Annotated in this window: 18 protein-coding genes and 4 tRNA genes; 8 read left to right on the forward strand and 14 right to left on the reverse strand. The window is 71.1% G+C overall.

The window, feature by feature from the left end:
- The 3 genes from AB0398_RS08170 to AB0398_RS08180 all read right to left on the reverse strand — a co-directional run.
- On the reverse strand, positions 1 to 2,061 hold a 2,061-nt coding region (locus AB0398_RS08170), incomplete at its 3' end, for a DEAD/DEAH box helicase (RefSeq protein WP_366373059.1).
- 199 nt (positions 2,062 to 2,260) lie between these two features.
- On the reverse strand, positions 2,261 to 2,953 hold the full coding sequence (locus tag AB0398_RS08175) for a hypothetical protein (RefSeq protein WP_366373060.1): 693 nt from the start codon (positions 2,951 to 2,953) through the stop codon (positions 2,261 to 2,263).
- A gap of 265 nt (positions 2,954 to 3,218) precedes the next feature.
- Positions 3,219 to 3,569 (reverse strand): metallopeptidase family protein, encoded by a 351-nt coding sequence (locus tag AB0398_RS08180; RefSeq protein ID WP_053648331.1) that lies wholly within the window; start codon positions 3,567 to 3,569, stop codon positions 3,219 to 3,221.
- 105 nt (positions 3,570 to 3,674) lie between these two features.
- On the opposite strand from AB0398_RS08180, the gene AB0398_RS08185 reads away from it, so the two are divergent.
- From AB0398_RS08185 to AB0398_RS08195, 3 genes are all read left to right on the forward strand, one after another.
- Positions 3,675 to 3,747 (forward strand) — tRNA-Glu (locus AB0398_RS08185).
- A 40-nt stretch (positions 3,748 to 3,787) separates the two neighbouring features.
- A tRNA-Asp gene (locus AB0398_RS08190) sits at positions 3,788 to 3,861 on the forward strand.
- Positions 3,862 to 3,883: 22 nt separating this feature from the next.
- A tRNA-Phe gene (locus AB0398_RS08195) sits at positions 3,884 to 3,957 on the forward strand.
- 113 nt (positions 3,958 to 4,070) lie between these two features.
- On the opposite strand, the gene AB0398_RS08200 is transcribed toward AB0398_RS08195, so the two are convergent.
- The 3 genes from AB0398_RS08200 to AB0398_RS08210 form a co-directional block, all read right to left on the reverse strand.
- Positions 4,071 to 4,910, reverse strand: a complete 840-nt coding sequence (locus tag AB0398_RS08200) for a cytochrome c biogenesis CcdA family protein (protein WP_366373061.1) — start codon at positions 4,908 to 4,910, stop codon at positions 4,071 to 4,073.
- Positions 4,907 to 5,713, reverse strand: coding sequence for a thioredoxin domain-containing protein (locus tag AB0398_RS08205; protein WP_366373062.1), 807 nt, complete (start codon positions 5,711 to 5,713; stop codon positions 4,907 to 4,909). The genes AB0398_RS08200 and AB0398_RS08205 overlap by 4 nt, the downstream gene beginning before the upstream one ends.
- A 67-nt stretch (positions 5,714 to 5,780) precedes the next feature.
- Positions 5,781 to 6,086 (reverse strand): hypothetical protein, encoded by a 306-nt coding sequence (locus tag AB0398_RS08210; protein WP_366373063.1) that lies wholly within the window; start codon positions 6,084 to 6,086, stop codon positions 5,781 to 5,783.
- A 334-nt stretch (positions 6,087 to 6,420) separates the two neighbouring features.
- Between AB0398_RS08210 and hrpA the strand changes: the two genes are divergently transcribed.
- The 3 genes from hrpA to AB0398_RS08225 all read left to right on the forward strand — a co-directional run bounded on the left by hrpA (position 6,421) and on the right by AB0398_RS08225 (position 10,962).
- A complete protein-coding gene (gene hrpA, locus AB0398_RS08215) occupies positions 6,421 to 10,383 on the forward strand; it encodes an ATP-dependent RNA helicase HrpA (RefSeq protein WP_366373064.1) in 3,963 nt (1,320 codons plus the stop codon).
- Between the two features lie 177 nt (positions 10,384 to 10,560).
- Positions 10,561 to 10,634, forward strand: a tRNA-Asp gene (locus AB0398_RS08220).
- Between the two features lie 127 nt (positions 10,635 to 10,761).
- Positions 10,762 to 10,962, forward strand: coding sequence for a DUF6274 family protein (locus tag AB0398_RS08225; RefSeq protein WP_366373065.1), 201 nt, complete (start codon positions 10,762 to 10,764; stop codon positions 10,960 to 10,962).
- 328 nt (positions 10,963 to 11,290) lie between these two features.
- Here AB0398_RS08225 and bldC read toward each other — a convergent pair whose 3' ends face one another.
- Together bldC and AB0398_RS08235 are read right to left on the reverse strand one after the other, a co-directional pair.
- Positions 11,291 to 11,497, reverse strand: a complete 207-nt coding sequence (bldC, locus tag AB0398_RS08230) for a developmental transcriptional regulator BldC (RefSeq protein ID WP_003949541.1) — start codon at positions 11,495 to 11,497, stop codon at positions 11,291 to 11,293.
- A gap of 780 nt (positions 11,498 to 12,277) precedes the next feature.
- Complete coding sequence (locus AB0398_RS08235; RefSeq protein ID WP_366373066.1) at positions 12,278 to 13,141, reverse strand: hypothetical protein; 864 nt, start codon at positions 13,139 to 13,141, stop codon at positions 12,278 to 12,280.
- Between the two features lie 156 nt (positions 13,142 to 13,297).
- On the opposite strand from AB0398_RS08235, the gene AB0398_RS08240 reads away from it, so the two are divergent.
- A complete protein-coding gene (locus AB0398_RS08240; protein ID WP_366373067.1) occupies positions 13,298 to 14,398 on the forward strand; it encodes a Glu/Leu/Phe/Val dehydrogenase dimerization domain-containing protein in 1,101 nt (366 codons plus the stop codon).
- 290 nt (positions 14,399 to 14,688) lie between these two features.
- Positions 14,689 to 14,946 carry a DUF3073 domain-containing protein gene (locus AB0398_RS08245; RefSeq protein WP_062753514.1) on the forward strand — a complete coding sequence of 86 codons (258 nt, stop codon included), beginning with the start codon at positions 14,689 to 14,691 and terminating at the stop codon, positions 14,944 to 14,946.
- A 158-nt stretch (positions 14,947 to 15,104) separates the two neighbouring features.
- Here AB0398_RS08245 and purM read toward each other — a convergent pair whose 3' ends face one another.
- The 6 genes from purM to AB0398_RS08275 all read right to left on the reverse strand — a co-directional run bounded on the left by purM (position 15,105) and on the right by AB0398_RS08275 (position 21,175).
- Positions 15,105 to 16,184, reverse strand: a complete 1,080-nt coding sequence (purM, locus tag AB0398_RS08250) for a phosphoribosylformylglycinamidine cyclo-ligase (RefSeq protein ID WP_366373068.1) — start codon at positions 16,182 to 16,184, stop codon at positions 15,105 to 15,107.
- 71 nt (positions 16,185 to 16,255) lie between these two features.
- Positions 16,256 to 17,782, reverse strand: a complete 1,527-nt coding sequence (gene purF / locus AB0398_RS08255) for an amidophosphoribosyltransferase (RefSeq protein WP_366373069.1) — start codon at positions 17,780 to 17,782, stop codon at positions 16,256 to 16,258.
- A 230-nt stretch (positions 17,783 to 18,012) separates the two neighbouring features.
- On the reverse strand, positions 18,013 to 18,840 hold the full coding sequence (locus tag AB0398_RS08260; protein ID WP_366373070.1) for an META domain-containing protein: 828 nt from the start codon (positions 18,838 to 18,840) through the stop codon (positions 18,013 to 18,015).
- An 88-nt stretch (positions 18,841 to 18,928) separates the two neighbouring features.
- Complete coding sequence (locus tag AB0398_RS08265) at positions 18,929 to 19,717, reverse strand: sterol carrier family protein (protein WP_366373071.1); 789 nt, start codon at positions 19,715 to 19,717, stop codon at positions 18,929 to 18,931.
- A 41-nt stretch (positions 19,718 to 19,758) separates the two neighbouring features.
- Complete coding sequence (locus AB0398_RS08270; RefSeq protein ID WP_366373072.1) at positions 19,759 to 20,598, reverse strand: M23 family metallopeptidase; 840 nt, start codon at positions 20,596 to 20,598, stop codon at positions 19,759 to 19,761.
- A 67-nt stretch (positions 20,599 to 20,665) separates the two neighbouring features.
- Positions 20,666 to 21,175 (reverse strand): helix-turn-helix domain-containing protein, encoded by a 510-nt coding sequence (locus tag AB0398_RS08275; RefSeq protein WP_366373073.1) that lies wholly within the window; start codon positions 21,173 to 21,175, stop codon positions 20,666 to 20,668.
- Positions 21,176 to 21,311 lie beyond the last annotated feature (136 nt).

Below are 21,311 nucleotides of genomic sequence, written 5' to 3' on the forward strand. Positions count from 1 at the left end.
TCCGCCGGACGGACGGTCGTTGTCACGACGCTCGAAGGAACGGCCACCACGGTCGTCACGGTTGAAACCGCCCGACGGACGGTCGTCACGACGGAAGCCACCGGACGGACGGTCGTTGTCACGACGCTCGAAGGAACGGCCGCCACGGTCGTCACGGTTGAAACCGCCGGAGGGACGGTCGTCACGGCGGAAACCGCCGGACGGACGGTCGTTGTCACGACGCTCGAAGGAACGGCCACCACGGTCGTCACGGTTGAAACCGCCCGACGGACGGTCGTCACGACGGAACCCACCGGACGGACGGTCGTCGCGACGAAAACCGCCACGGTCACCACCGCGGTCGTCGCGACGGAACCCACCGCGGTCACCGCCACGGTCGCCACCGCGGTCGCGGCGCTCGAAGTTGCCGCGCTCGTCGCGGAAGGACGGACGCTCCTCGCGGCGCTGCTGCTCCTCGGCACGCGCGGCGCGCTCGGCCTCGACGGCCGCCTCGGCGACCTCGGCCTCGGCGGCCTCGGTCACCTCGGCCACGGCCGCCTCCGGGTCCTCGCCGCGCTCACGGGCGGCGCGGGCCACCAGGCGGTCGGCCTCCTCGCGGAGTTCGACGGCGCGGCGCTGGAGGCGCTCCAGCTGCTTGGTGAGGTCGACGACCTCGCGCTCGGCCTGCTTGGCCGAGTTGTTCGCGGAGTCGGCCTGGACCTCGGTCAGCGAACGGGCGCCGGTGATCTCGGCGACCTCCGGGTCGAAGGCGCCGGCCCCGCCGACGATGTGGCGCGAGGCGTCGACGCCCGCGTCCTCCATCAGGCGGAAGATCTGGCGGCGCTGGTGCGGCAGGGCCAGGGAGACCACGACGCCGGAGCGGCCGGCACGGGCGGTGCGGCCCGAGCGGTGCAGGTAGTCCTTGTGGTCGCCGGCCGGGTCCACGTTCAGGACCAGGTCGATGCCGTCGACGTGGATGCCTCGGGCGGCGACGTCGGTCGCGACGAGCGCGTTGACGTAGCCCTTCTTGAAGTCGTCGAGGACCCGCGTACGGGCGCCCTGCGTCATGCCGCCGTGCAGGGCGTCGGCCTTGACGCCGGTGTCCTGCAGCTGCTCGGCGATGCGGTCGGCACCGAGCTGGGTGCGGACGAAGATGATCGTGCGGCCCTTGCGGGCGGCGATCGCGGCGGTGACCGGGGCCTTGTCCTTCGGCTTCACGACGAGGACGTGGTGGGTCATCGTGGTGACGGCGCCGGCGGACGGGTCGACCTCGTGCGTGACGGGGTCCACCAGGTAGCGCTTGACCAGGCTGTCGATCTCGTTCTCCAGGGTGGCGGAGAAGAGGAGGCGCTGGCCACCGGTCGGGACCTGGTCGAGCAGCTCGGTGACCTCGGGCAGGAAGCCCAGGTCGGCCATCTGGTCGGCCTCGTCGAGGACGGCGATCTGGACGGCCTCGAGGGAGCAGGCGCCGCGGTTGATGATGTCGCGGAGACGGCCCGGGGTGGCGACGAGGATGTCGACGCCGCGCTCCAGGGCGTAGATCTGGTTGCCCATGGACGTACCGCCGCAGACGACCTTCATCTTGAGGCCGAGCACGTCGCCGTAGGGCTGGAGGGCGTCCGCGACCTGCATCGCGAGCTCACGGGTCGGGGTGAGGATGACGCCGCGGGGCTTCTTCTTGTCGGTGTGGCCGCCCGCCAGGGTGGCGAGGAGCGGCAGACCGAAGGAGAGGGTCTTGCCGGAGCCGGTGCGGCCACGGCCGAGGATGTCCTTGCCGGCCAGGGCGTCCGGGATGGTCGCCGCCTGGATCGGGAAGGGGGTGGTCACGCCGTTCTGCGCGAGCTTGCGCACGACGCCCTCCGGCAGACCGAGGTCCGCGAAGGTGATCGTGGGCTCGGCGGGCTCCTCGGACTCCTCGGCGGAGTCGTCGGCCTGGAGCTCGGCCTCGGCCTCGGCGAGGGTGTCGGCCTCGATCAGGGCCTGGGCCTCGGCCTCGATCGCGACGGTCTCGGTGGCCTCCGCGGCCTCGACGATCTCGTCGTTCTCGGGCATGACGGCGTGGTCAGAACTGAAAATGGACATGCGAAATGCGAAACCTTCCGGAGTCTCGGCACGCGCCCGTCAACTCCGTGTTTTCGCAATTCGACCGCCTCAATGCGGTCCAGCCACGGCTAGGGAGAGTACGCGCCACACGGCGCTCTTCTGTGTCGGCGCCGGGCAATGGGATCAAACGATCTACCACCATACGCACCCTCCCCCACCTATGGCAAATCGGACTCCGTCACACCGGTCCCACCTGCGGGGACGCCACCGGTTCAGGGGACGCGTCGACGCCCTCCTCCGCCTCTGCGGCCCGCATGGCGCCCAGCTGGACGTCGGGGCCCGGCACCGGCGGATCGGTCGGGGCCGAGGTCGGCTCGGGCGTCGGCTCCGGGGTCGGGGCCGGCGGCTCGGGCGTGGGGTCGACGGGCGGCGTCGGCTCCGGGGCGGGCGTGCCCCCGTCGCCGCCCGGCCCTCCGGTCCCGCCGCCGGCCCCGCCGTTCCCGCCGCCCGCGCTCCCGTCCCCGCTTCCGCCGGCGCCGCCACCGCTGCCCGTACCGCCGGCCGCCGTCTCGTGGCCGCCGGACGGCTGCGGCTTCGCCGTGCCGCCGGACGGGCCGACACCCGGCGGAACCGCGCCCTCCGTGGGGTGCGCGCTGCCGGACGGCGAGCCGCTCGGCACCGGCGTCTCCTTGCCCGATCCGGTCACGTCCGGCCCGCCACCGTCCGACCGGCCGCCCCAGGAACCGCCGCCGCCGTCCGGAAGCCCCCCGCCACCGTCGGACTCGGCCGCCACGCCCCGCTTCCCGCCGGACGCGCCGGGCCCCGGCTTCGCCCCGTCGTCGCTCACACTCATACAGCCGCTCAGACCGGCGCAGGCCGCGACGGTCAGCGCGGTGGCGATCCATCTCACCGGGGTGGGCAAATGGCGCACGGGGGGCACCTCCAGGGCACGACAGGCAGGAACGGAACGCGTCGCCCTGCCCAACTCCCCTGCGCCCACAAGGGACACGGGCCCCCACCCAAGGGAAACGGAGCCCACGCCCCCACTCGCGGGGCCGCTCCCCCACCCGGAAGACCGCCCCCTCCGGCCGCGCTCGCCTCCCCGGAAGGCGCCCCTCCGGCCGTACGCGTCTCCCCGGAGGCCGGAAGACCGTCCCCCCGGCCGTACGCGTCAGCCGTAGCCGTACCTGTACCCGTCAGCCGTAGCCCAGCGCGTGCAGCCGCTCGTCGTCGATGCCGAAGTGGTGGGCGATCTCGTGCACCACCGTGATCTCGGTCTCCGCGACCACGTCCTCGCGCGACTCGCACATCCGCAGCGTCGGCCCCCGGTAGATCGTGATCCGGTCCGGCAGGACCCCTGCGTACCACTCGCCCCGCTCGGTCAGCGGCGTCCCCTCGTAGAGCCCGAGCAGCTCGGGATCGTCGGAGGGCGGCTCGTCCTCCACGAACACGGCGACGTTGTCCATCAGCCGCGTCAACTCCGGCGGGATCCGGTCCAGGGCTTCGGCGACGAGCTCCTCGAACTCCTCGCGCGTCATCTCCAGCACCCGCCCATTCTCCCCCGGGTGGGAACCGTTTTGGCGATAGCGGCCGACATCCCATATGCTTCTCACGTCCCCGACGCGCTGATGAAGCGCCCAGGTGAGCCCCTAGCCCTCATCGTCTAGTGGCCCAGGACGCCGCCCTTTCAAGGCGGTAGCACGGGTTCGAATCCCGTTGGGGGCACGCAGTACCGTGTGCGAGACTAGTGATCGCGCACAAGCTTGGCTCTGTGGAGCAGTTGGTTAGCTCGCCACCCTGTCAAGGTGGAGGTCGCGGGTTCAAGTCCCGTCAGAGTCGCTGAAGCTGGAAACAGCTTCGTGGCTGGGTAGCTCAGTTGGTACGAGCGATCGCCTGAAAAGCGATAGGTCGCCGGTTCGACCCCGGCCCCAGCCACAAGCAGAAGGCCCCGTTCGAAAGAACGGGGCCTTCGTCGTGTCCGGGACCGGGGAAGCCCCGAAAAGCGACGGCAGTACGGGGAAGGGGCCCGCGCCCCTCCCCCGTACGCGTCACGCCTCCTCGCGCTCCTCCGTACGGCTCCTCCGCCGGCCCCGCAGCGCGAGCGGCGCCGCCACGGCCACGAGCGCGACGAGCAGGGCCCAGTCCGGCACCGCCCGGCCGAGCGCGGCCACCCGCTCCTCCACGGCGAACGAGTCGTCGACCGACAGCGGGCCCGGCAGCGCGGTCGTCCCGTCGAAGACCAGGAACAGCGCGCCCAGGGCGACGAAGAAGAGGCCCGAGAGCACCGAGGTCGAGTGGAGCGTGAGGCGCCCGATCCGGAGGGGCCGCCCGCGCAGCCAGCGCCGCCGGCCCAGGTCGTACCGCTCCCAGAGCAGCGCCAGGAGGAACAGCGGCACCGCCATCCCGAGCGCGTACACCGCGAGGAGCAGCCCCCCGTACGCCGGGCTGCCGCTCAGCGCCGCCACCGTCAGGACGCTGCCGAGGATCGGGCCCGCGCAGAAGCCCGCGAGGCCGTAGACCAGGCCGAGCGCGTAGACGGAGACCGCCGACGTGGGCCTGATGCGGCCGCTCGCCTCCGCGATCCGGCGGGAGGCGAAGCCCAGGCCGAGGATCTGGAGCACGCCGAGTCCGATGATCAGCCAGCCGCCGACCGTGACGAGCAGGTCCCGGTGGCCGTAGAAGAACCGGCCCGCGAAGGAGCCGGCCGCGCCGAGCGGGACGAGGGTGGTCGCCAGGCCCGCGTAGAGGATGCCGGTCCTGGCGACCAGCTTCGCGCGCGTGTCGATGGAGTACGCGAAGAAGGCCGGCAGGAGCAGGGCGCTGCAGGGGCTGAGCAGGGCGAGCAGCCCCCCGAGGAAGGCGGCGAAGTAGCCGATTCCGGAGGTCACCGCCCGGCCCCGGACGAGGTCGCGGAGGGCTTCGCAGGCTGCTTCTTCGTCGTCTTCGCCGTCTTGGCCGCCGCCTCGATCGCCTCCGTGAAGGTCTCCAGGGGCTGCGCGCCCGCGATCGGGCGCCCGTTGACGAGGAAGGACGGGGTGGAGGTGGCGCCGAGCGAGTAGCCCTGCTCCTGGTCCCTGCCGACGGCCGCGCGGGCCGCCGCCCCCTCGGAGTCCTTCGCGAACCGGGCCTCGTTGGGGACGCCCGCCTCCTTCGCGAGGGCGGCGAGCCGGTCCTTCCCGAAGCCCTTCTCCTTGGCGCCCTCCGCGTAGGCGGCCTTGTGGAACTCCCAGAACCTGCCCTGCCGCCCGGCCGCCCAGGAGGCGCGGGCGACGGCCTCGGACTCCTCACCGAAGATCGGGAAGTTCCGCCACTCGATGCGCAGGGTCCCGTCCTTCACGTACTTCTCCACCAGGAGCGGCTCGGTGTCCCGGGCGAACTTCCCGCAGTAGCCGCACTTGAAGTCGGCGTACTCGATGAGCACCACGGGCGCGTCGGCCCGGCCCAGGGCGAGCCCGTCGGAGGCGTCGCGGCGCGCGTACGCCTCCAGCTCCGGGTAGACGCCGGCGGCCGGGTCGGCGGAGACCTCCGCGACGGCGGACGAACCGGAGGCACCGGGGGACGCGGGCTTGGTGGCGGTGTACGAGACGACGCCGAGCAGCACGGCGGCGGCCGCCACCCCGGCGACGATCACGACCGGCCTGGACTTGGCAGACGTCTTGGCGGAGGTCTTGGCGGAGGGGGATGCGGACATGCGGAAGCGCTCCTGAGGAGTGAGGAGTGGGGGAGGAAGACAAGGACGGCGGAGGAGGGCCGTCCGTCTACACCCTCAGGACCGACAGCTCCACCGGCGACGGCGGTACGAGGTCGGGCGGCTCCCGTCCCGGTGCCGGTTCCGGGCCGTCCGCGACCGCGCACCGGGCCCCGCCCGCCGCCCGGTCGGCGGCGAGGGCGGGCAGCAGCTCCGCGAAGCCGTGCGTACGCGGCGGTACGACGGGACCGTCGGCGCCCGCGACGACGGACCGTCCCGGATCGCAGCCGGGCACGCCGGCCCCCGGAGCGGAGCCCGGAGAACCGGCGGAAGCGGGGGCCACGGAACCCGCAGGGCCGACGGAAGTGGAGGCCACGGGACCGACGGAACCGACGGAAGCGGAAGCCACGGGAGCCACCGGCGCAGAGGCCCCGGAAGCCACAGGCCCGGCAAGAGCAGAAACCACGGAACCCACGGCAGGACCGGCGGAAACGGTCCGCTCTCCCTGGACGCCCCCCACCAGAAGCCCCAGCACCAGCACCAGGAGCGCGGCGAACGCCGCCGGCGCGCGGGTGGTGCGGAACATGCGAAACCTCTCCGGTTCGGTCGGCGTGCCCGAAATAGTACGCACCCCGCACGGACGCCCCGGGGGGCGCCGCTCGTAAATCGGTTCGCCGCTTCTCGTCCGCAGGTGCGATCCTGGATTCCGTATGTCTACTTCCTTCGCCGCCCTCCAGTCCGTCCTGGCCGGGGTCTCGCTGCGGGACTCCCACCGGCTCGGCCGCCGTCTCGAAGGCGCCCGCCGCATCCGCAAGCCCGAGGCCCGCGCGGCCGTCCTGGACGAGATCGCCGCAGAGGCGGCCAAGGCCAAGGAACGCGTCGACGCGCGCGCCGCGCGCGTGCCCGCCGTCACCTATCCCGAACAGCTCCCCGTCTCGCAGAAGAAGGACGAGATCCTGGAGGCGATACGCGACCACCAGGTCGTGATCGTCGCCGGTGAGACGGGCTCCGGAAAGACCACCCAGATCCCGAAGATCTGCATGGAGCTGGGCCGGGGCGTCCGGGGCATGATCGGGCACACCCAGCCCCGCCGGATCGCCGCCCGCACGGTCGCCGAGCGGGTCGCCGAGGAGCTGAAGACCCCCCTCGGGGAGGCCGTCGGCTGGAAGGTCCGCTTCACCGACCAGGTGAACCCCGACGCGACCTTCGTGAAGCTGATGACGGACGGCATCCTGCTCGCGGAGATCCAGACGGACCGCGAGCTGCGTGCGTACGACACGATCATCATCGACGAGGCCCACGAGCGGTCCCTCAACATCGACTTCCTGCTCGGCTACCTGGCCCAGCTGCTCCCGAAGCGCCCCGACCTCAAGGTCGTGATCACCTCCGCGACCATCGACCCGGAGCGCTTCTCCCGCCACTTCGGCGACGCCCCGATCGTCGAGGTCAGCGGCCGTACGTACCCCGTCGAGGTGCGCTACCGGCCGCTCCTCGAAGAGGACTCCGAGGAGTCCGACCGGGACCAGATCACCGCGATCTGCGACGCCGTCGACGAGCTCCAGGGCGAGGGCCCCGGCGACATCCTGGTCTTCCTCTCCGGCGAGCGCGAGATCCGCGACACGGCGGACGCCCTCCTCAAGCGGAACCTACGCAACACCGAGGTCCTCCCCCTCTACGCGCGCCTGTCGCACGCCGAGCAGCACCGCGTCTTCCAGGCCCATCCCGGCCGCCGGATCGTCCTCGCCACCAACGTCGCCGAGACGTCCCTGACCGTCCCCGGCATCAAGTACGTGATCGACCCGGGCACCGCCCGCATCTCGCGGTACTCGCACCGGACGAAGGTGCAGCGGCTGCCGATCGAGCCCGTCAGCCAGGCCAGCGCCAACCAGCGCAAGGGCCGCTGCGGCCGTACGTCCGACGGCATCTGCGTCCGGCTGTACTCGGAGGACGACTTCCTGTCCCGTCCCGAGTTCACGGACGCCGAGATCCTCCGGACGAACCTGGCCTCCGTCATCCTCCAGATGACCGCCGCCGGCCTCGGCGACATCGAGAAGTTCCCCTTCATCGACCCGCCGGACCACCGCAACATCCGGGACGGCGTGCAGCTCCTCCAGGAGCTGGGCGCGATCGACCCGGCCGAGAAGGACCCGAAGAAGCGGCTCACCCCGCAGGGCCGGAAGCTGTCCCAGCTGCCCGTGGACCCCCGGCTCGCCCGGATGGTCCTGGAGGCGGACCGGAACGGCTGCGTCCGCGAGGTCATGGTGATCGCGGCGGCGCTCTCCATCCAGGACCCGCGCGAGCGGCCGGCGGAGAAGCAGGCGCAGGCCGACCAGCAGCACGCCCGGTTCAAGGACGAGACGAGCGACTTCCTCGCGTACCTGAACCTGTGGCGGTACGTGCGCGAGCAGCAGAAGGAGCGGGGTTCCAGCTCCTTCCGCCGGATGTGCAAGCAGGAGTACCTGAACTTCCTGCGGATCCGCGAGTGGCAGGACATCTACGCCCAGCTGCGGACGGTCGCGAAGCAGATGGGGATCCACCTCAACGAGGAGGACGCGCCGGAGCAGTCCGTGCACGTGTCCCTGCTGGCCGGTCTGCTCTCCCACATCGGTCTCAAGGACGTGAAGAACGCCGGGGGGGAGGGCGGGAAGAACACAGCGAAGAACGACTACCTCGGCGCCCGCAGCGCCAAGTTCGCGATCTTCCCCGGCTCCGCGCTCTTCAAGAAGCCCCCGCGCTTCGTCATGTCCGCCGAGCTGGTGGAGACCTCGCGCCTCTGGGCCCGGGTGAACGCCCGGATCGAGCCGGAGTGGATCGAGCCGCTCGCCCAGCACCTGGTGAAGAAGACGTACAGCGAGCCGCACTGGGAGAAGGACCAGGCGGCCGTGATGGCGTTCGAGAAGGTGACGCTGTACGGCGTCCCGATCGTCGCCGACCGCAAGGTGAACTACGGGCGGATCGACCCGGAGGTCTCCCGGGACCTGTTCATCCGGAACGCGCTGGTCGAGGGCGACTGGCGCACCCACCACAAGTTCTTCGCCGACAACCGCAAGCTGCTCACCGAGGTCGAGGAGCTGGAACACCGGGCCCGGCGCCGGGACATCCTCGTCGACGACGAGACGCTCTTCGACTTCTACGACAAGCGGGTCCCCGAGCACGTCGTCTCCGGCGCGCACTTCGACTCCTGGTGGAAGCACAAGCGCCACGAGGAGCCGGAGTTCCTCGACTTCGAGCGCGAGATGCTCATCAACGAGAAGGCGGGGGCGGTCACCAAGGACGACTACCCGGACTCGTGGCGGCAGGGCCCGCTCAAGTTCCGGGTGACGTACCAGTTCGAGCCCGGCGCGGACGCGGACGGCGTGACCGTCCACATACCGCTCCAGGTGCTCAACCAGGTGACGGACGAGGGCTTCGAGTGGCAGATCCCGGGCCTGCGGGCCGAGGTCGTCACGGAGCTGATCCGCTCCCTGCCGAAGCCGATCCGCCGTCACTACGTCCCGGCGCCCAACTTCGCGGGCCGCTTCCTCGACGCGGTCGTGCCCGTGCAGGAGCCGCTGACGACGGCGCTGGCGCGCGAGCTCCAGCGGATGGTCGGAGTGCCGCTGACGGCCGAGGACTTCGACTGGGCGAAGGTGCCCGAGCACCTCAAGGTGACCTTCCGGATCGTCGACGAGCGGCGCCGGAAGCTGGCCGAGGCCAAGGACCTGGAGACGCTGCGGCTCACGCTGCGCCCGAAGGCCCGCCAGGCCCTCTCCAAGGCCGCCGCGGCGGCCACGGGCGGCCCGGACGGCTCAGGGCCCTCCCTGGAGCGCTCGGGTCTGAAGGACTGGACGATCGGCACGCTCACGAAGGTCTTCGAGACCAGACGGGCGGGCCAGCCGGTCAAGGCGTACCCGGCGCTCGTGGACGAGGGCGACAGCGTGGCCGTGCGGCTCTTCGACACGGAGGCCGAGCAGGCGCTCGCGATGTGGCGGGGCACCCGGAAGCTGATCATGCTGAACATCCCGGTGAACCCGGCGAAGTTCGCCTCGGACAAGCTGACCAACCAGCAGAAGCTGGCCCTGTCCTCGAACCCGCACGGTTCGATCCAGGCCCTCTTCGACGACTGCGCGACCGCCGCCGCCGACAAGCTGATCGCGGACCACGGCGGCCCGGCCTGGGACGAGGAGTCCTTCCGGAAGCTGTACGACAAGGTCCGCGCGGACCTGGTGGACACGACGGTGCGGACGGTGGGCCAGGTCCAGCAGATCCTGGCGGCCTGGCAGGCCTGCGAGCGGCGCCTGAAGTCCACGAGCAGCCCGGCGCTCCTTCCGAACCTCCAGGACGTGCGGGCGCAGCTCAACTGGCTGATGCCGGCCGGCTTCGTCACCCGTACGGGTCTGAAGCGGCTCCCGGACCTGATGCGCTACCTGGTGGCGGTGGACCGGCGGCTCCAGCAGATGCCCACCGGGGTCCAGCGGGACACCACCCGGATGGAGAAGGTCCAGGAGATGCAGGACGAGTACGCCTGGCTGCTCGAACAGCTCCCGAAGGGGCGGCCGGTGCCGGCCGAGGTCACCGACATCCGCTGGATGATCGAGGAACTGCGGGTGAGCTACTTCGCGCACGCCCTGGGGACAGCGCACCCGGTCTCGGACAAGCGAATCGTGAAGGCGATCGACGCGATGGTCCCGTAACCGGACCCGCGCGGACCGGTCGGGAACCCGCCGCCGGACCCGCTCGGGCCGGTGGGGAACCCCATGCCGGACCTGCGCGGACCGGTAGCCGGGGCCTCGCGGTCGGTGAGTTCGACCGGACCCGCTGACCTGCTGTACAGTCTCTCTCGCAGCCGCTTGAACGAGGGTTGCGAGCAAGGTCCTGTGGAGCAGTTGGTTAGCTCGCCACCCTGTCAAGGTGGAGGTCGCGGGTTCAAGTCCCGTCAGGATCGCCTCGAATTCGAAGGCCCGCATCGTGAGATGCGGGCCTTCGTTGTGTCCCCATGTCTTGACGGGGGCCCGTGCCCGCCGGTACTCCGGACTTCAGGGAATCGGGGGCCCGACTGGAGGTGGTCGCGCATGGCCGCGGCGTCCGCAGCACGGCACGACACACGAGCACTGCTGCGCGCCCATCTGGCGGCCGCGTCGCGGTACGGGCACCTCACGCGCCACTGCGTGGTCTGCCACCGTCTCCTGAGGCTCGCCATGGAGGTCCCGGAGGCCTCCGAGGCCGAGGAACAGGCATCGGCGGCGGAGGACGAAGGTCCCGGCGATCCGTGACCGACGGCGGGTCGGACACCCTCCCCGGAGTGGCAGGCTTGACCTTGGCAAGGGTTCGCGCGTGTGACGGGTGTCACTGAAAGAGTTTCAGAAACCCTTTCACTTACACCCTCCCTACACCGGTCCGATTTAATCGGTGCAATTGCACCACCGTCCACCGGCCGGGACGGGACACAAAAAATCGCGCTGGACCCGGCGGAGTCCAGCGCGATCATGTGACGAAGACCTGTTGGGGCAGGTGTTCGCCGGCAGAGCTAGGGGTGGGCCGACGGATTGGGGGATCCGACAGGGCCCGGTGTTACGGGGTACTGCGGGGTGTCACGCGACCTCAGGCCTCGCTGCGCTGCTGCGGAATGCCCGCCAGCAGCGCGCGGACCTCGGCCTCGCGGTACCGGCGGTGCCCACCCAGGGTGCGGATGGACGTGAGCTTGCCCGCCTTGGCCCAACGGGTCACCGTCTTCGGGTCCACACGGAACATCGTGGCGACCTCGGCAGGGGTCAGCAGCGGCTCGGCATCAGGGGTGCGAGCGGTCATGAGCGGCCTCCTCGGGAGAACCGAACCAATCTCGGTTCTTTCCTCTAAATTCTGCACCTTGACCCGCGTTGCCCGAAATGGCAGAAGCGGGCCGAGTCGGTTATAGGACGAACGGCTTGTCCTCGGCACTACAACTACACCATCCGTCCAGCCACGTCGGCCAAACCGATGGAATTGCCCTCGCAGGTGTTCATCAGCGGCGGAAGTCGATGGACCATGCCATAACGGACAGTCACGCGTCTGTGACGATCAGTCACAGGGCGATCAGGAGTCCTCAGACCCCCCATAGAGTGCAATGCTGAGCGTTCCGCCCAAAGTTGGGCGGAAGGAACCCTCCCCGGACTCCTTGTCCTATTTTGGCACGAGGATGGGTGATCGGCGCAAGGGTGCGTTAAGTGCTGTCCGTCACGCTTGAGCCAAAGGCCCGGATCGGGACCAACGTCCCCCGCCGGACGGGAGCCGAAGGACCCGTGGATCGGAGAGGGGGCGCGGAGGAACCCCGGAGCCGTCGGCTCCAGAGGCCTCGAAGATCATTTACACCGGTCGGACATGTCTTGTCGATACCGACCTGACGAAGATGCCCGACTGATGTCAGTTCGCACACGGAGGCTTCCGGCCACGGTTACCGGTTCTCGACGCCCGGACCGCTCCGGACCGGCCACGATTGCCGATTGGCGACGACCGCACGCAAGCTGCCGACGGCAGGACGCACGCTGCCGACGGCCGGCCCCCTCCCGTCGACGGCCGGCTCCCTTCAAGAGGGCTCCCCGCAAGAGCGCGTCAGTTCGCGAACCGCAGGTCCCTGATCGCCCGCCAGCGCTCCGCGAGCCGCCCGTACGCCTCGCTCGCCGCCTCGCCGTCCCCCGCCCGCAGCGCGGCGAGCCCCTCCGCCAGCCGGGCCGCCGACCGCTCCTCCGCCAGCCACTCCTCCGGCACCGCGTGCACCAGGCCGCCGAAGTCCAGCTCCACCAGGGCGCGCGGATGAAACTCCTCCAGCCAGCGCCCCAGCTCGATCAGACCCTCCGTCATGGGGCCTTCGTCGATCGACTCCCGCAGCGCCCGCAGGGCCCGGGCGAGCCGGCGCCGCGCCTGGGCCATCGTCGTCCTGTACCGCAGCACCGGCGCCCGGCCCGCCTCCTCCCCCTCCTTCGGGACGCCCGGCTCGTACTGCCGGTCCTCGTCGCCGAAGAGCGAGAACCAGCGCACCGGCACCTGCCACACCGCCGTACGGATCCACGGGCGCGCGTCCGGGTTCCGCGCCAGCCAGCGCTCGTGGTCCGCCGCCACCTGGGCGCGCACCACCGGCGGCAGCATCGCGTCGAGCACCGGCCCCGGGTACCCCTCCGCCACCAGCTCCTCCAGGGCCAGCCAGCCGCGCAGCCGGGTCCGCCACGGGCAGATCACCACCGCCCCGTCCAGACGGGCGACGAAGGCCTCGCCGCTCTCGTGGACCGGCACCGGCACCGGGGGCGTCGGCAGCAGGTCCGCGAGCGACCGGCGCAGCTCCTCCTGCGCCCCGGGGGTGCGGGGCCGCCGCGCGTACCGGGCCCAGTGGGACCGCTCCGGCTCGGGGAACGCGGCCAGCGGCTCGTACACCCGCAGGTAGGACGCGTAGGGGACGAGGACCGAGGAGGCGACCGACATGTCGCGATCCTTCCACGGAGGTACTCCCCGAGGGGGTGATCCTGCGCACTGAGGCTGATCTACGCCCAGGTAGCGCTTACCCTCTTGCCGAACCGGTCCCTCCCCCACCCGCAGGGAGGGCCGAAAACCGCCGCTTCGTACTTGGGAGTCACCACCGTGACCGATGTGACCGGCGTTCCTGTCGATCCCGCAGACGTGCTGCACACCCTCTTCCGTTCGGAACAGGGTGGCCACGAGCAAGTCGTGCTCTGCCAGGACCGCGCGACCGGCCTCAAGGCCGTCATCGCCCTCCACGACACCGCCCTGGGCCCGGCCCTCGGCGGCACCCGCTTCTACCCGTACGCCACCGAGGCCGAGGCGATCGCCGACGCGCTCAACCTGGCGCGCGGCATGTCGTACAAGAACGCCCTGGCCGGTCTCGACCACGGCGGCGGCAAGGCCGTCATCATCGGCGACCCGGAGCAGATCAAGACGGAGGAGCTCCTCCTCGCCTACGGGCGCTTCGTCGCCTCCCTCGGCGGCCGGTACGTCACGGCCTGCGACGTCGGCACCTACGTCGCCGACATGGACGTCGTCGCCCGCGAGAACGCGTGGACCACCGGCCGCTCCCCCGAGAACGGCGGCGCCGGCGACTCCTCCGTGCTCACCGCCTTCGGCGTCTTCCAGGGCATGCGCGCCTCCGCGCAGACCCTGTGGGGCGACCCCACGCTGCGCGGCCGCAAGGTCGGCGTCGCGGGCGTCGGCAAGGTCGGCCACTACCTCGTCGAGCACCTCCTGGAGGACGGCGCCGAGGTGTACGTCACCGACGTGCGCGAGGAGTCGGTGCGCCGGATCACCGACCGGCACCCGCAGGTGAAGGTGGTCGCCGACACCGACGCGCTGATCCGCGTCGAGGGCCTGGACGTCTACGCGCCCTGCGCGCTCGGCGGCGCCCTGAACGACGACACCGTGCCGGTCCTCACCGCGAAGATCGTCTGCGGCGCGGCCAACAACCAGCTCGCCCACCTCGGCGTCGAGAAGGACCTGGAGGAGCGCGGGATCCTCTACGCGCCCGACTACGTGGTCAACGCCGGCGGCGTGATCCAGGTCGCGGACGAGCTGCACGGCTTCGACTTCGACCGGTGCAAGGCGAAGGCGACGAAGATCTTCGACACCACGCTCGCGATCTTCGCACGTGCGAAGGAAGACGGGATTCCGCCGGCCGCGGCGGCCGACCGGATCGCCGAGCAGCGCATGGCGGAGGCGCGGCGCGGCTGAGCCGGGCCGGGGGGCGGCCCGCCTCCGGAAGGGTGCCGGGGAGACTTCCCTCACCCTTATCGGCGGGTCGTGCCCCCGGAAGAGGTTAAAATCGCGACTGACCAGCGAGGAAAGGGCACCTCGAAGGTTCTGTACCGAGGTATGTGATGCGCGCGGCGTACCGTAGACCCACGGAAACAGGTACCGTTGAAGCCCTACGGGCCGGTCTCTCCTTCGAGAGCCCGTTCCGAATCATGAACGCGTGTCAAGACTCTGGGGCCATCGAGCCCCGTCACCGAGGGGGTCGAGCCATGGGGCGCGGCCGGGCAAAGGCCAAGCAGACCAAGGTCGCCCGCCAGCTGAAGTACAGCAGCGGCGGAACGGACCTGACGCGTCTGGCCAATGAGCTGGGCGCTTCGACTTCGAGCCAGCCGCCGAATGGCGAGCCGTTCGAGGACGACGACGAGGAAGACGACCCGTACGCCCAGTACGCGGATCTCTACAACACGGACGACGAGGACGAGGACGACCAGTCCGGTCCCTCTTCGTCCTCCTCGCGTCGCGCTTGACCTTCTGAACCACCGAAACCCGGTCCGGTACACCCGGCCGGGTTTCTGTGCTGTCCGCGGGAACGTCCGCCCGGCTGCTCCCCTACGGACGGGCGCGGCCGAGAACGGCGATCGGGGGTGCCCCTGAGGGCACCCCCGATGCGTACGTCCTCCACGGGTCAGTTCGCGTAGTCCCCGACCAGCTCGGCGCCGGTGGCACGGTCGCCGCGCTCGGTGATCTCGCCCGCGACCCAGGACTCGACCCCGCGGTCCGCCAGGGTGGTCAGGGCCGCGTCCACGGACTCGGCCGGTACGACGGCCATCATGCCGACGCCCATGTTCAGGGTCTTCTCCAGCTCCAGGCGCTCCACCTGTCCGGCCTTGCCGACCAGGTCGAAGATCGCGCCCGGGGCCCAGGTGGACCGGTCGACGGTGGCGTGCAGGCCGTCCGGGATCACCCGGGCCAGGTTGGCCGCCAGGCCGCCGCCCGTGATGTGGCTGAAGGCGTGGACGTCCGTGGTCCGGGTGAGGGCCAGGCAGTCGAGCGAGTAGATCTTCGTGGGCTCCAGGAGCTCCTCGCCCAGCGTCCGGCCGAGCTCGTCGACCCGCTGGCCGAGGGTCATGCCGGCGCGGTCGAAGACCACGTGCCGCACGAGCGAGTACCCGTTGGAGTGAAGGCCGGAGGAGGCCATGGCGATGACCGCGTCACCCGTACGGATGCGGTCCGCGCCGAGCAGCCGGTCGTACTCCACGACGCCCGTGCCCGCGCCGGCGACGTCGAAGTCGTCCGGGCCGAGGAGGCCCGGGTGCTCCGCGGTCTCGCCGCCGACCAGGGCGCAGCCGGCCAGGACGCAGCCCTCGGCGATGCCCTTGACGATCGCCGCGACCCGCTCCGGGTGGACCTTGCCCACGCAGATGTAGTCGGTCATGAAGAGCGGCTCGGCGCCGCAGACGACGATGTCGTCCATGACCATCGCGACCAGGTCGTGGCCGATGGTGTCGTAGACGCCCATCTGGCGGGCGATGTCGACCTTCGTGCCGACGCCGTCGGTCGCCGAGGCGAGCAGCGGACGCTCGTAGCGCTTGAGGGCGGAGGCGTCGAAGAGGCCGGCGAAGCCGCCGAGGCCGCCCAGGACCTCGGGCCGCTTCGTCTTCTTCACCCACTCCTTCATCAGCTCGACGGCGCGGTCGCCCGCCTCGATGTCGACGCCCGCGGACGCGTAGCTCGCGCCGCCTTCGGCACTGAGGGACTCAGACATGCTGGGAACTTTCGTGTCGTACTGCGGTTGCAGCGGGGTCTTACGGGCTGTTGACGGGCGTTGGCGCGTCGCTACGGACGACGGAGCGCGTCGGAGGCCGCGGTGGCGGCCGGGCCGGCGGCCAGCTCGGTCTCCAGGAGCTGCTTGCCGAGCAGCTCGGGGTCCGGAAGCTCCATCGGGTACTCGCCGTCGAAGCAGGCGCGGCAGAGGTTCGGCTTCTGGATCGTGGTCGCCTCGATCATCCCCTCCAGGGAGATGTACGAGAGCGAGTCCGCGCCCAGCGACTTGCCGATCTCGTCGACCGACATGCCGTTGGCGATCAGCTCCGCGCGGGTCGCGAAGTCGATGCCGAAGAAGCAGGGCCACTTGACCGGCGGGGAGGAGATCCGGATGTGGACCTCGGCCGCACCGGCCTCGCGGAGCATCCGGACCAGGGCCCGCTGGGTGTTGCCGCGGACGATCGAGTCGTCGACGACCACGAGCTTCTTCCCCTTGATGACTTCCTTGAGGGGGTTCAGCTTCAGCCGGATGCCCAGCTGGCGGATGGTCTGGGAGGGCTGGATGAAGGTGCGCCCGACGTAGGCGTTCTTCACCAGGCCGGCGCCGAAGGGGATGCCCGAGGCCTCGGCGTAGCCGATGGCGGCCGGGGTGCCGGACTCCGGGGTCGCTATGACCAGGTCGGCCTCGACGGGCGCCTCCTTCGCGAGGCGGCGGCCCATCTCCACGCGGGAGAGGTACACGTTCCGGCCGGCGATGTCGGTGTCCGGGCGGGCCAGGTACACGTACTCGAAGACGCAGCCCTTGGGCTTCGCTTCCGCGAATCGAGAGGTGCGGATGCCGTTCTCGTCGATCGCGATCATCTCGCCCGGCTCGACCTCGCGGACGTAGCTGGCGCCGCAGATGTCGAGGGCGGCGGACTCGGAGGCGACCACCCAGCCGCGCTCCAGACGGCCGAGGACCAGCGGGCGGATGCCCTGCGGGTCGCGGGCCGCGTAGAGCGTGTGTTCGTCCATGAAGACGAGGGAGAAGGCGCCCCGGACCTCGGGGAGGACCTTCGCGGCGGCCTGCTCGATGGTGAGCGGCGCGCCGTCCTCGTCCACCTGGCCCGCGAGGAGCGCGGTGACCAGGTCGGTGTCGTTGGTGGCGGCGACCCGGGTCGCGCGCCCTTCCTTCTTGGGCAGGTCCGCGACCATCTCGGCGAGCTGCGCCGTGTTCACCAGGTTGCCGTTGTGGCCGAGCGCGATCGAGCCCTGGGCGGTCGCCCGGAACGTCGGCTGCGCGTTCTCCCACACGGAGGCACCGGTGGTCGAGTAGCGGGCGTGACCGACCGCGATGTGACCTTGGAGGGAACCGAGAGAGGTCTCGTCGAAGACCTGGGACACGAGGCCCATGTCCTTGAAGACGAGGATCTGGGAGCCGTTGCTGACCGCGATTCCCGCGGATTCCTGGCCCCGATGCTGGAGGGCGTAGAGCCCGAAGTACGTGAGCTTTGCGACCTCTTCACCCGGAGCCCAGACCCCGAAGACGCCGCAAGCGTCCTGGGGGCCCTTCTCACCGGGAAGCAGGTCGTGATTGAGTCGACCGTCACCACGTGGCACGTTTCCGAGTGTAGACGGGCTCGACCACTGGTCCGAATTGAGGAAAAGCGGGGTCGGCCGTACTCGTGCGATCGCACGAAATGATCATTCTGTGCTTGGAGAGGGCTACAAACCAGGCAGGGGAAGGGATTCCGGCTCCGGAGCCGTGAAAAGCGGACGCTCATACCGTCCCCGGAGCCGTCCCACGATGTGACGGAGTTCGCAATCGGAGCGGATTCGAACCCCGGACGCTACGCGCGTCCGGCCGGTTCGGCGGTGGCGGTGAGGCCCTCGCCCGAGGCGTCGGTGAGCGTCAGGGTCCGGTGGTCGACCCGGTAGGTGAGCGGCCCGTCGAGGAGCTCGTACAGCTTGGTCTCCAGCTTCATCTGCGGGCCCGTGCACATCATCCGGGTGGTGGCCGCCGGGCCCTCGACGGTGAGGGTCGTGCCGTCGGTTTTCGCGGTCGCGGAGAAGTTGTTGCAGCCCAGGTTCCCGGTGACCTTGCCGTCCTCGCCCAGGACGATCCGCGCCTTGCCCTCACTGCCGGCGGGCAGGGAGGACGCGGTCTTCCCGGAGAGCAGGCCGTCGACCTTCCACGCGGTGCCGCGCAGCGGGGCGGGGCGCTCGGCGGTGAGCGCGAGGACGTTCCGCCCGTCGGCCGAGGTCAAGGTGAGCGTGTCGTTCTTCAGCGTGCCCTTCAGCTCTCCGGAGAACGCCTCGACCAGCTCCTTCTCGAACCGCATCCGGTCCTCGGAACAGGCGATCTCGGTCATCGGCCCCGGGGAGGCGGTGAGGGTGTCGCCCTTCACGGCGACGGTGGCGTTGAAGGTGTTGCAGCCTCCGCTGCCCGTGACGCGGCCGTCCTTCCCGAACGTCACGCGGGCGTCGCGCGGGGCGTCGGACGCGCTTCCGCCGACGGTGACTTCGTGGACGGTCCAGTGCGTGCCGGTGAGCGGAAGGTCCGGGGAGACGGTGCCCGCCCCGGACCCGGAGCCTTGACCTCCCTCCGTGCCGCACGCGGTGAGCAGGAGGGCCGGGAGGAGCGGGACCAGGACGACGAGTGCTCGTGGCTTCGACATGGAAATGGGACGGACGAACGGACGAGTCGGTTCCACCGGCCCCGCCGCCCCCTGCGGACCTGCGACGACCGGCCGTCAGCCCACGCCGTCAGCCCATCAGCGGCAGCAGTTCCGCCAGATCGGCGCGCTCGCCGCTCGCGCTCACCAGGGCCGCGTCCAGCTCCGTCGCCCACTCCACGCGCCCGGTCGCGAGCCGGATCCAGGTCAGGGGGTCCGTCTCGACCACGTTGGGCGGGGTGCCCCGGGTGTGCCGGGGCCCCTCCACGCACTGGACGACGGCGTACGGCGGGACCCGCACCTCGACCGCCCCGCCGGGGACCCGCACCGCGAGGACGTCGGCGAGGAGACGGGTGCAGGCGGCGAGCGCCTGCCGGTCGTACGGGATGCCGGCGCCGGTCGCCTCGTTCAGGTCGTCGGTGTGGACGATCAGTTCGACGGTCCGGGTGACGAGGAAGTCCCCGAGCGTCATGGCCCCGAAGCTCACCGGCAGGAGTCGCTCGTCGGGCGCGCCCGCCACCGCCTCCTCGTAATCGTCCTGCACGCGCGCGTAGAGCCCGTGCAGATCGGAGGCGTCGGCCCCGCGCGTCTCCGCGTCGATCCGTTCGGCGGCCGACGCCGTCCTGGACGGCCAGTCGAGCAGGGCCAGTTCCCTCGCGGCCGGCGCGGGCGCGGCGAGCAGCCGGGGCACGGAGTCGACCATCCGCGCGAGGTGCGCCGCCAGGTCCCGCACGGTCCACTCGCCGAGCCGGGTCGGCCCGTCGAGCTGGACCGGCGTGAACGCCTCGACGGCCACCCGTACGTGCCGGAACTGGGCGTGGACCGCGGCCCGGGTCTTGGCGGAGTCGTAACTGCGGGTGCGCTTCTTGGCCGGTGGCATGGGGCGAGGGTAGTCGGCGACGGGTGCGTCACGGGTGGAGGTCAGACCGCCGGGCGGGCCGAGCCCGGTATCGCCTCGAACGTCTCCTCGTTCTTCGGCACGCCGACACCGCGCCAGGTGAAGGGCACACCCCTGGCCGTGCCCAGGTCGGGGCCGTTCATGAGGTGGAAGTGCAGGTGCGGTTCGGTGGAGTTGCCGGAGTTTCCGCATTGGGCGAGCCGCTGGCCGGCCGTCACCCGGTCGCCCGCCCGGACGGTGAGCGAACCCCGCCGGAGGTGGGCGTACACCGCGTGGGTGCCGTTCCCGAGGTCGAGTATCAGGTGGTTCCCGACGACCCGCCGGGCTCCCGCGAGGACGCGGACGATGCCCTCAAAGACCATCAGATAGAGGAAGGCGGGCAGCGAGTTGCGGCTGAGGTGGTCGCGCTGGCCGTCCTCGGCGTGCACGACGGTCGCGTCGGCGACCGCGAACAGCGGGGCGCCGAAGGCCGGGAAGTCCTCGCTCCGGCGGGCCACCGGCCACAGCCACGCGAAGGAGGGCCGGGCCCGCTCCCCGTCTTCCGCCTCCGTCAGGATGTCGATGGCGTACGTCTGGCCGTACTGGTGGGTGCCGTGGCTGGGCGTCCGGTCCGCCGGGCTGTTGAGCGCCGACCAGCGCCCCGCGACCGGCGGGTCCACCTCGACCGGGGGCCGCGCCGCCGCCTCTACCTGCTTGCCGGTGTGCCGGGCGAGGCCGATCCCCACCACCATGGCGGCGGCCAGCGGCAGCCAGCTCACCGCGTACGAGTAGGGCAGTCCAACGGTGAACGAGACGATCGCCTGGACGAGGAACAGTAACCAGAGCGTGCGGTGGAGCAGCACTGCGGACTTGCGCGTGAACATGAGCGTTCCCCCTGAACGATCGTGGTCGACGGCTGTGGTCGAAGGACCGGCGGCTGTGGTCGAAGGGCTACGGGTGGGCCGCCGTGAAGGCCACCAGGAGCGGGACGACCCGGGCCGCCGGAACCTCGTAACGGCCGCGTCCGGTCGTGTGCAGCCAGCCCGCGCCGGTCAGTTGGCGCAGGTGGTGGTAGATCTGGCCGGTCGTGCCCGTCTCCGGGAGCTCGGCCAGCTCGGCGGCGGTGTGGCAGCCGCCGAGTATCTCCCGCAGGAGCCGGAGCCGTACGGGATGGCCAAGGGCGGCGAAGGACTCCGCGGTCTCGGCCCAGTCCTCGTCGAGCAGCCGCTCGGTGAACGCGCCGAACTGCCACTCGTACCGCTCCTCGGTGGGCAGCCGGACCGAGCCCGTGAACAGCACTCCGCCATCGGCGCCCCGCGGGCCCGCCTCGGCCAGCTCGGCCTTGAACCCCTCCAGGGCCCAAAGGTGCCCTCCGGCGGATCCGGGGCGCTCGGGGGCCTCCATGCCCTCCAGCGCCGCGATGCGCCGCTCCAGCTCGGTGAACCGCTCTTCCAGCTCCATGCGTACAGATTACGTAACTACGTAACTCCGTGCAAGGGTGAATCGGAGGCGAATCGGAAGAGGGAGGCGACTTGGGGAGAACGCGGAAGGGGACGACGAAGCCCCCGCCCGGACCCGAAGGTCCGGACGGGGGCTC

Origin of the sequence: Streptomyces sp. NPDC086147 (assembly GCF_040702165.1) — a bacterium.
Classification (GTDB): domain Bacteria; phylum Actinomycetota; class Actinomycetes; order Streptomycetales; family Streptomycetaceae; genus Streptomyces.

What these genes read in the sequence shown, in the direction of transcription:
- AB0398_RS08205 (WP_366373062.1), bottom strand. Translation starts at nt 5,713, where the DNA reads ATGTCCGCATCCCCCTCCGCCAAGACCTCCGCCAAGACGTCTGCCAAG.
- hrpA (WP_366373064.1), top strand. Translation starts at nt 6,421, where the DNA reads ATGTCTACTTCCTTCGCCGCCCTCCAGTCCGTCCTGGCCGGGGTCTCG.
- AB0398_RS08225 (WP_366373065.1), top strand. Translation starts at nt 10,762, where the DNA reads ATGGCCGCGGCGTCCGCAGCACGGCACGACACACGAGCACTGCTGCGC.
- bldC (WP_003949541.1), bottom strand. Translation starts at nt 11,497, where the DNA reads ATGACCGCTCGCACCCCTGATGCCGAGCCGCTGCTGACCCCTGCCGAG.
- AB0398_RS08235 (WP_366373066.1), bottom strand. Translation starts at nt 13,141, where the DNA reads ATGTCGGTCGCCTCCTCGGTCCTCGTCCCCTACGCGTCCTACCTGCGG.
- AB0398_RS08245 (WP_062753514.1), top strand. Translation starts at nt 14,689, where the DNA reads ATGGGGCGCGGCCGGGCAAAGGCCAAGCAGACCAAGGTCGCCCGCCAG.
- purM (WP_366373068.1), bottom strand. Translation starts at nt 16,184, where the DNA reads ATGTCTGAGTCCCTCAGTGCCGAAGGCGGCGCGAGCTACGCGTCCGCG.
- AB0398_RS08260 (WP_366373070.1), bottom strand. Translation starts at nt 18,840, where the DNA reads ATGTCGAAGCCACGAGCACTCGTCGTCCTGGTCCCGCTCCTCCCGGCC.
- AB0398_RS08265 (WP_366373071.1), bottom strand. Translation starts at nt 19,717, where the DNA reads ATGCCACCGGCCAAGAAGCGCACCCGCAGTTACGACTCCGCCAAGACC.
- AB0398_RS08270 (WP_366373072.1), bottom strand. Translation starts at nt 20,598, where the DNA reads ATGTTCACGCGCAAGTCCGCAGTGCTGCTCCACCGCACGCTCTGGTTA.
- AB0398_RS08275 (WP_366373073.1), bottom strand. Translation starts at nt 21,175, where the DNA reads ATGGAGCTGGAAGAGCGGTTCACCGAGCTGGAGCGGCGCATCGCGGCG.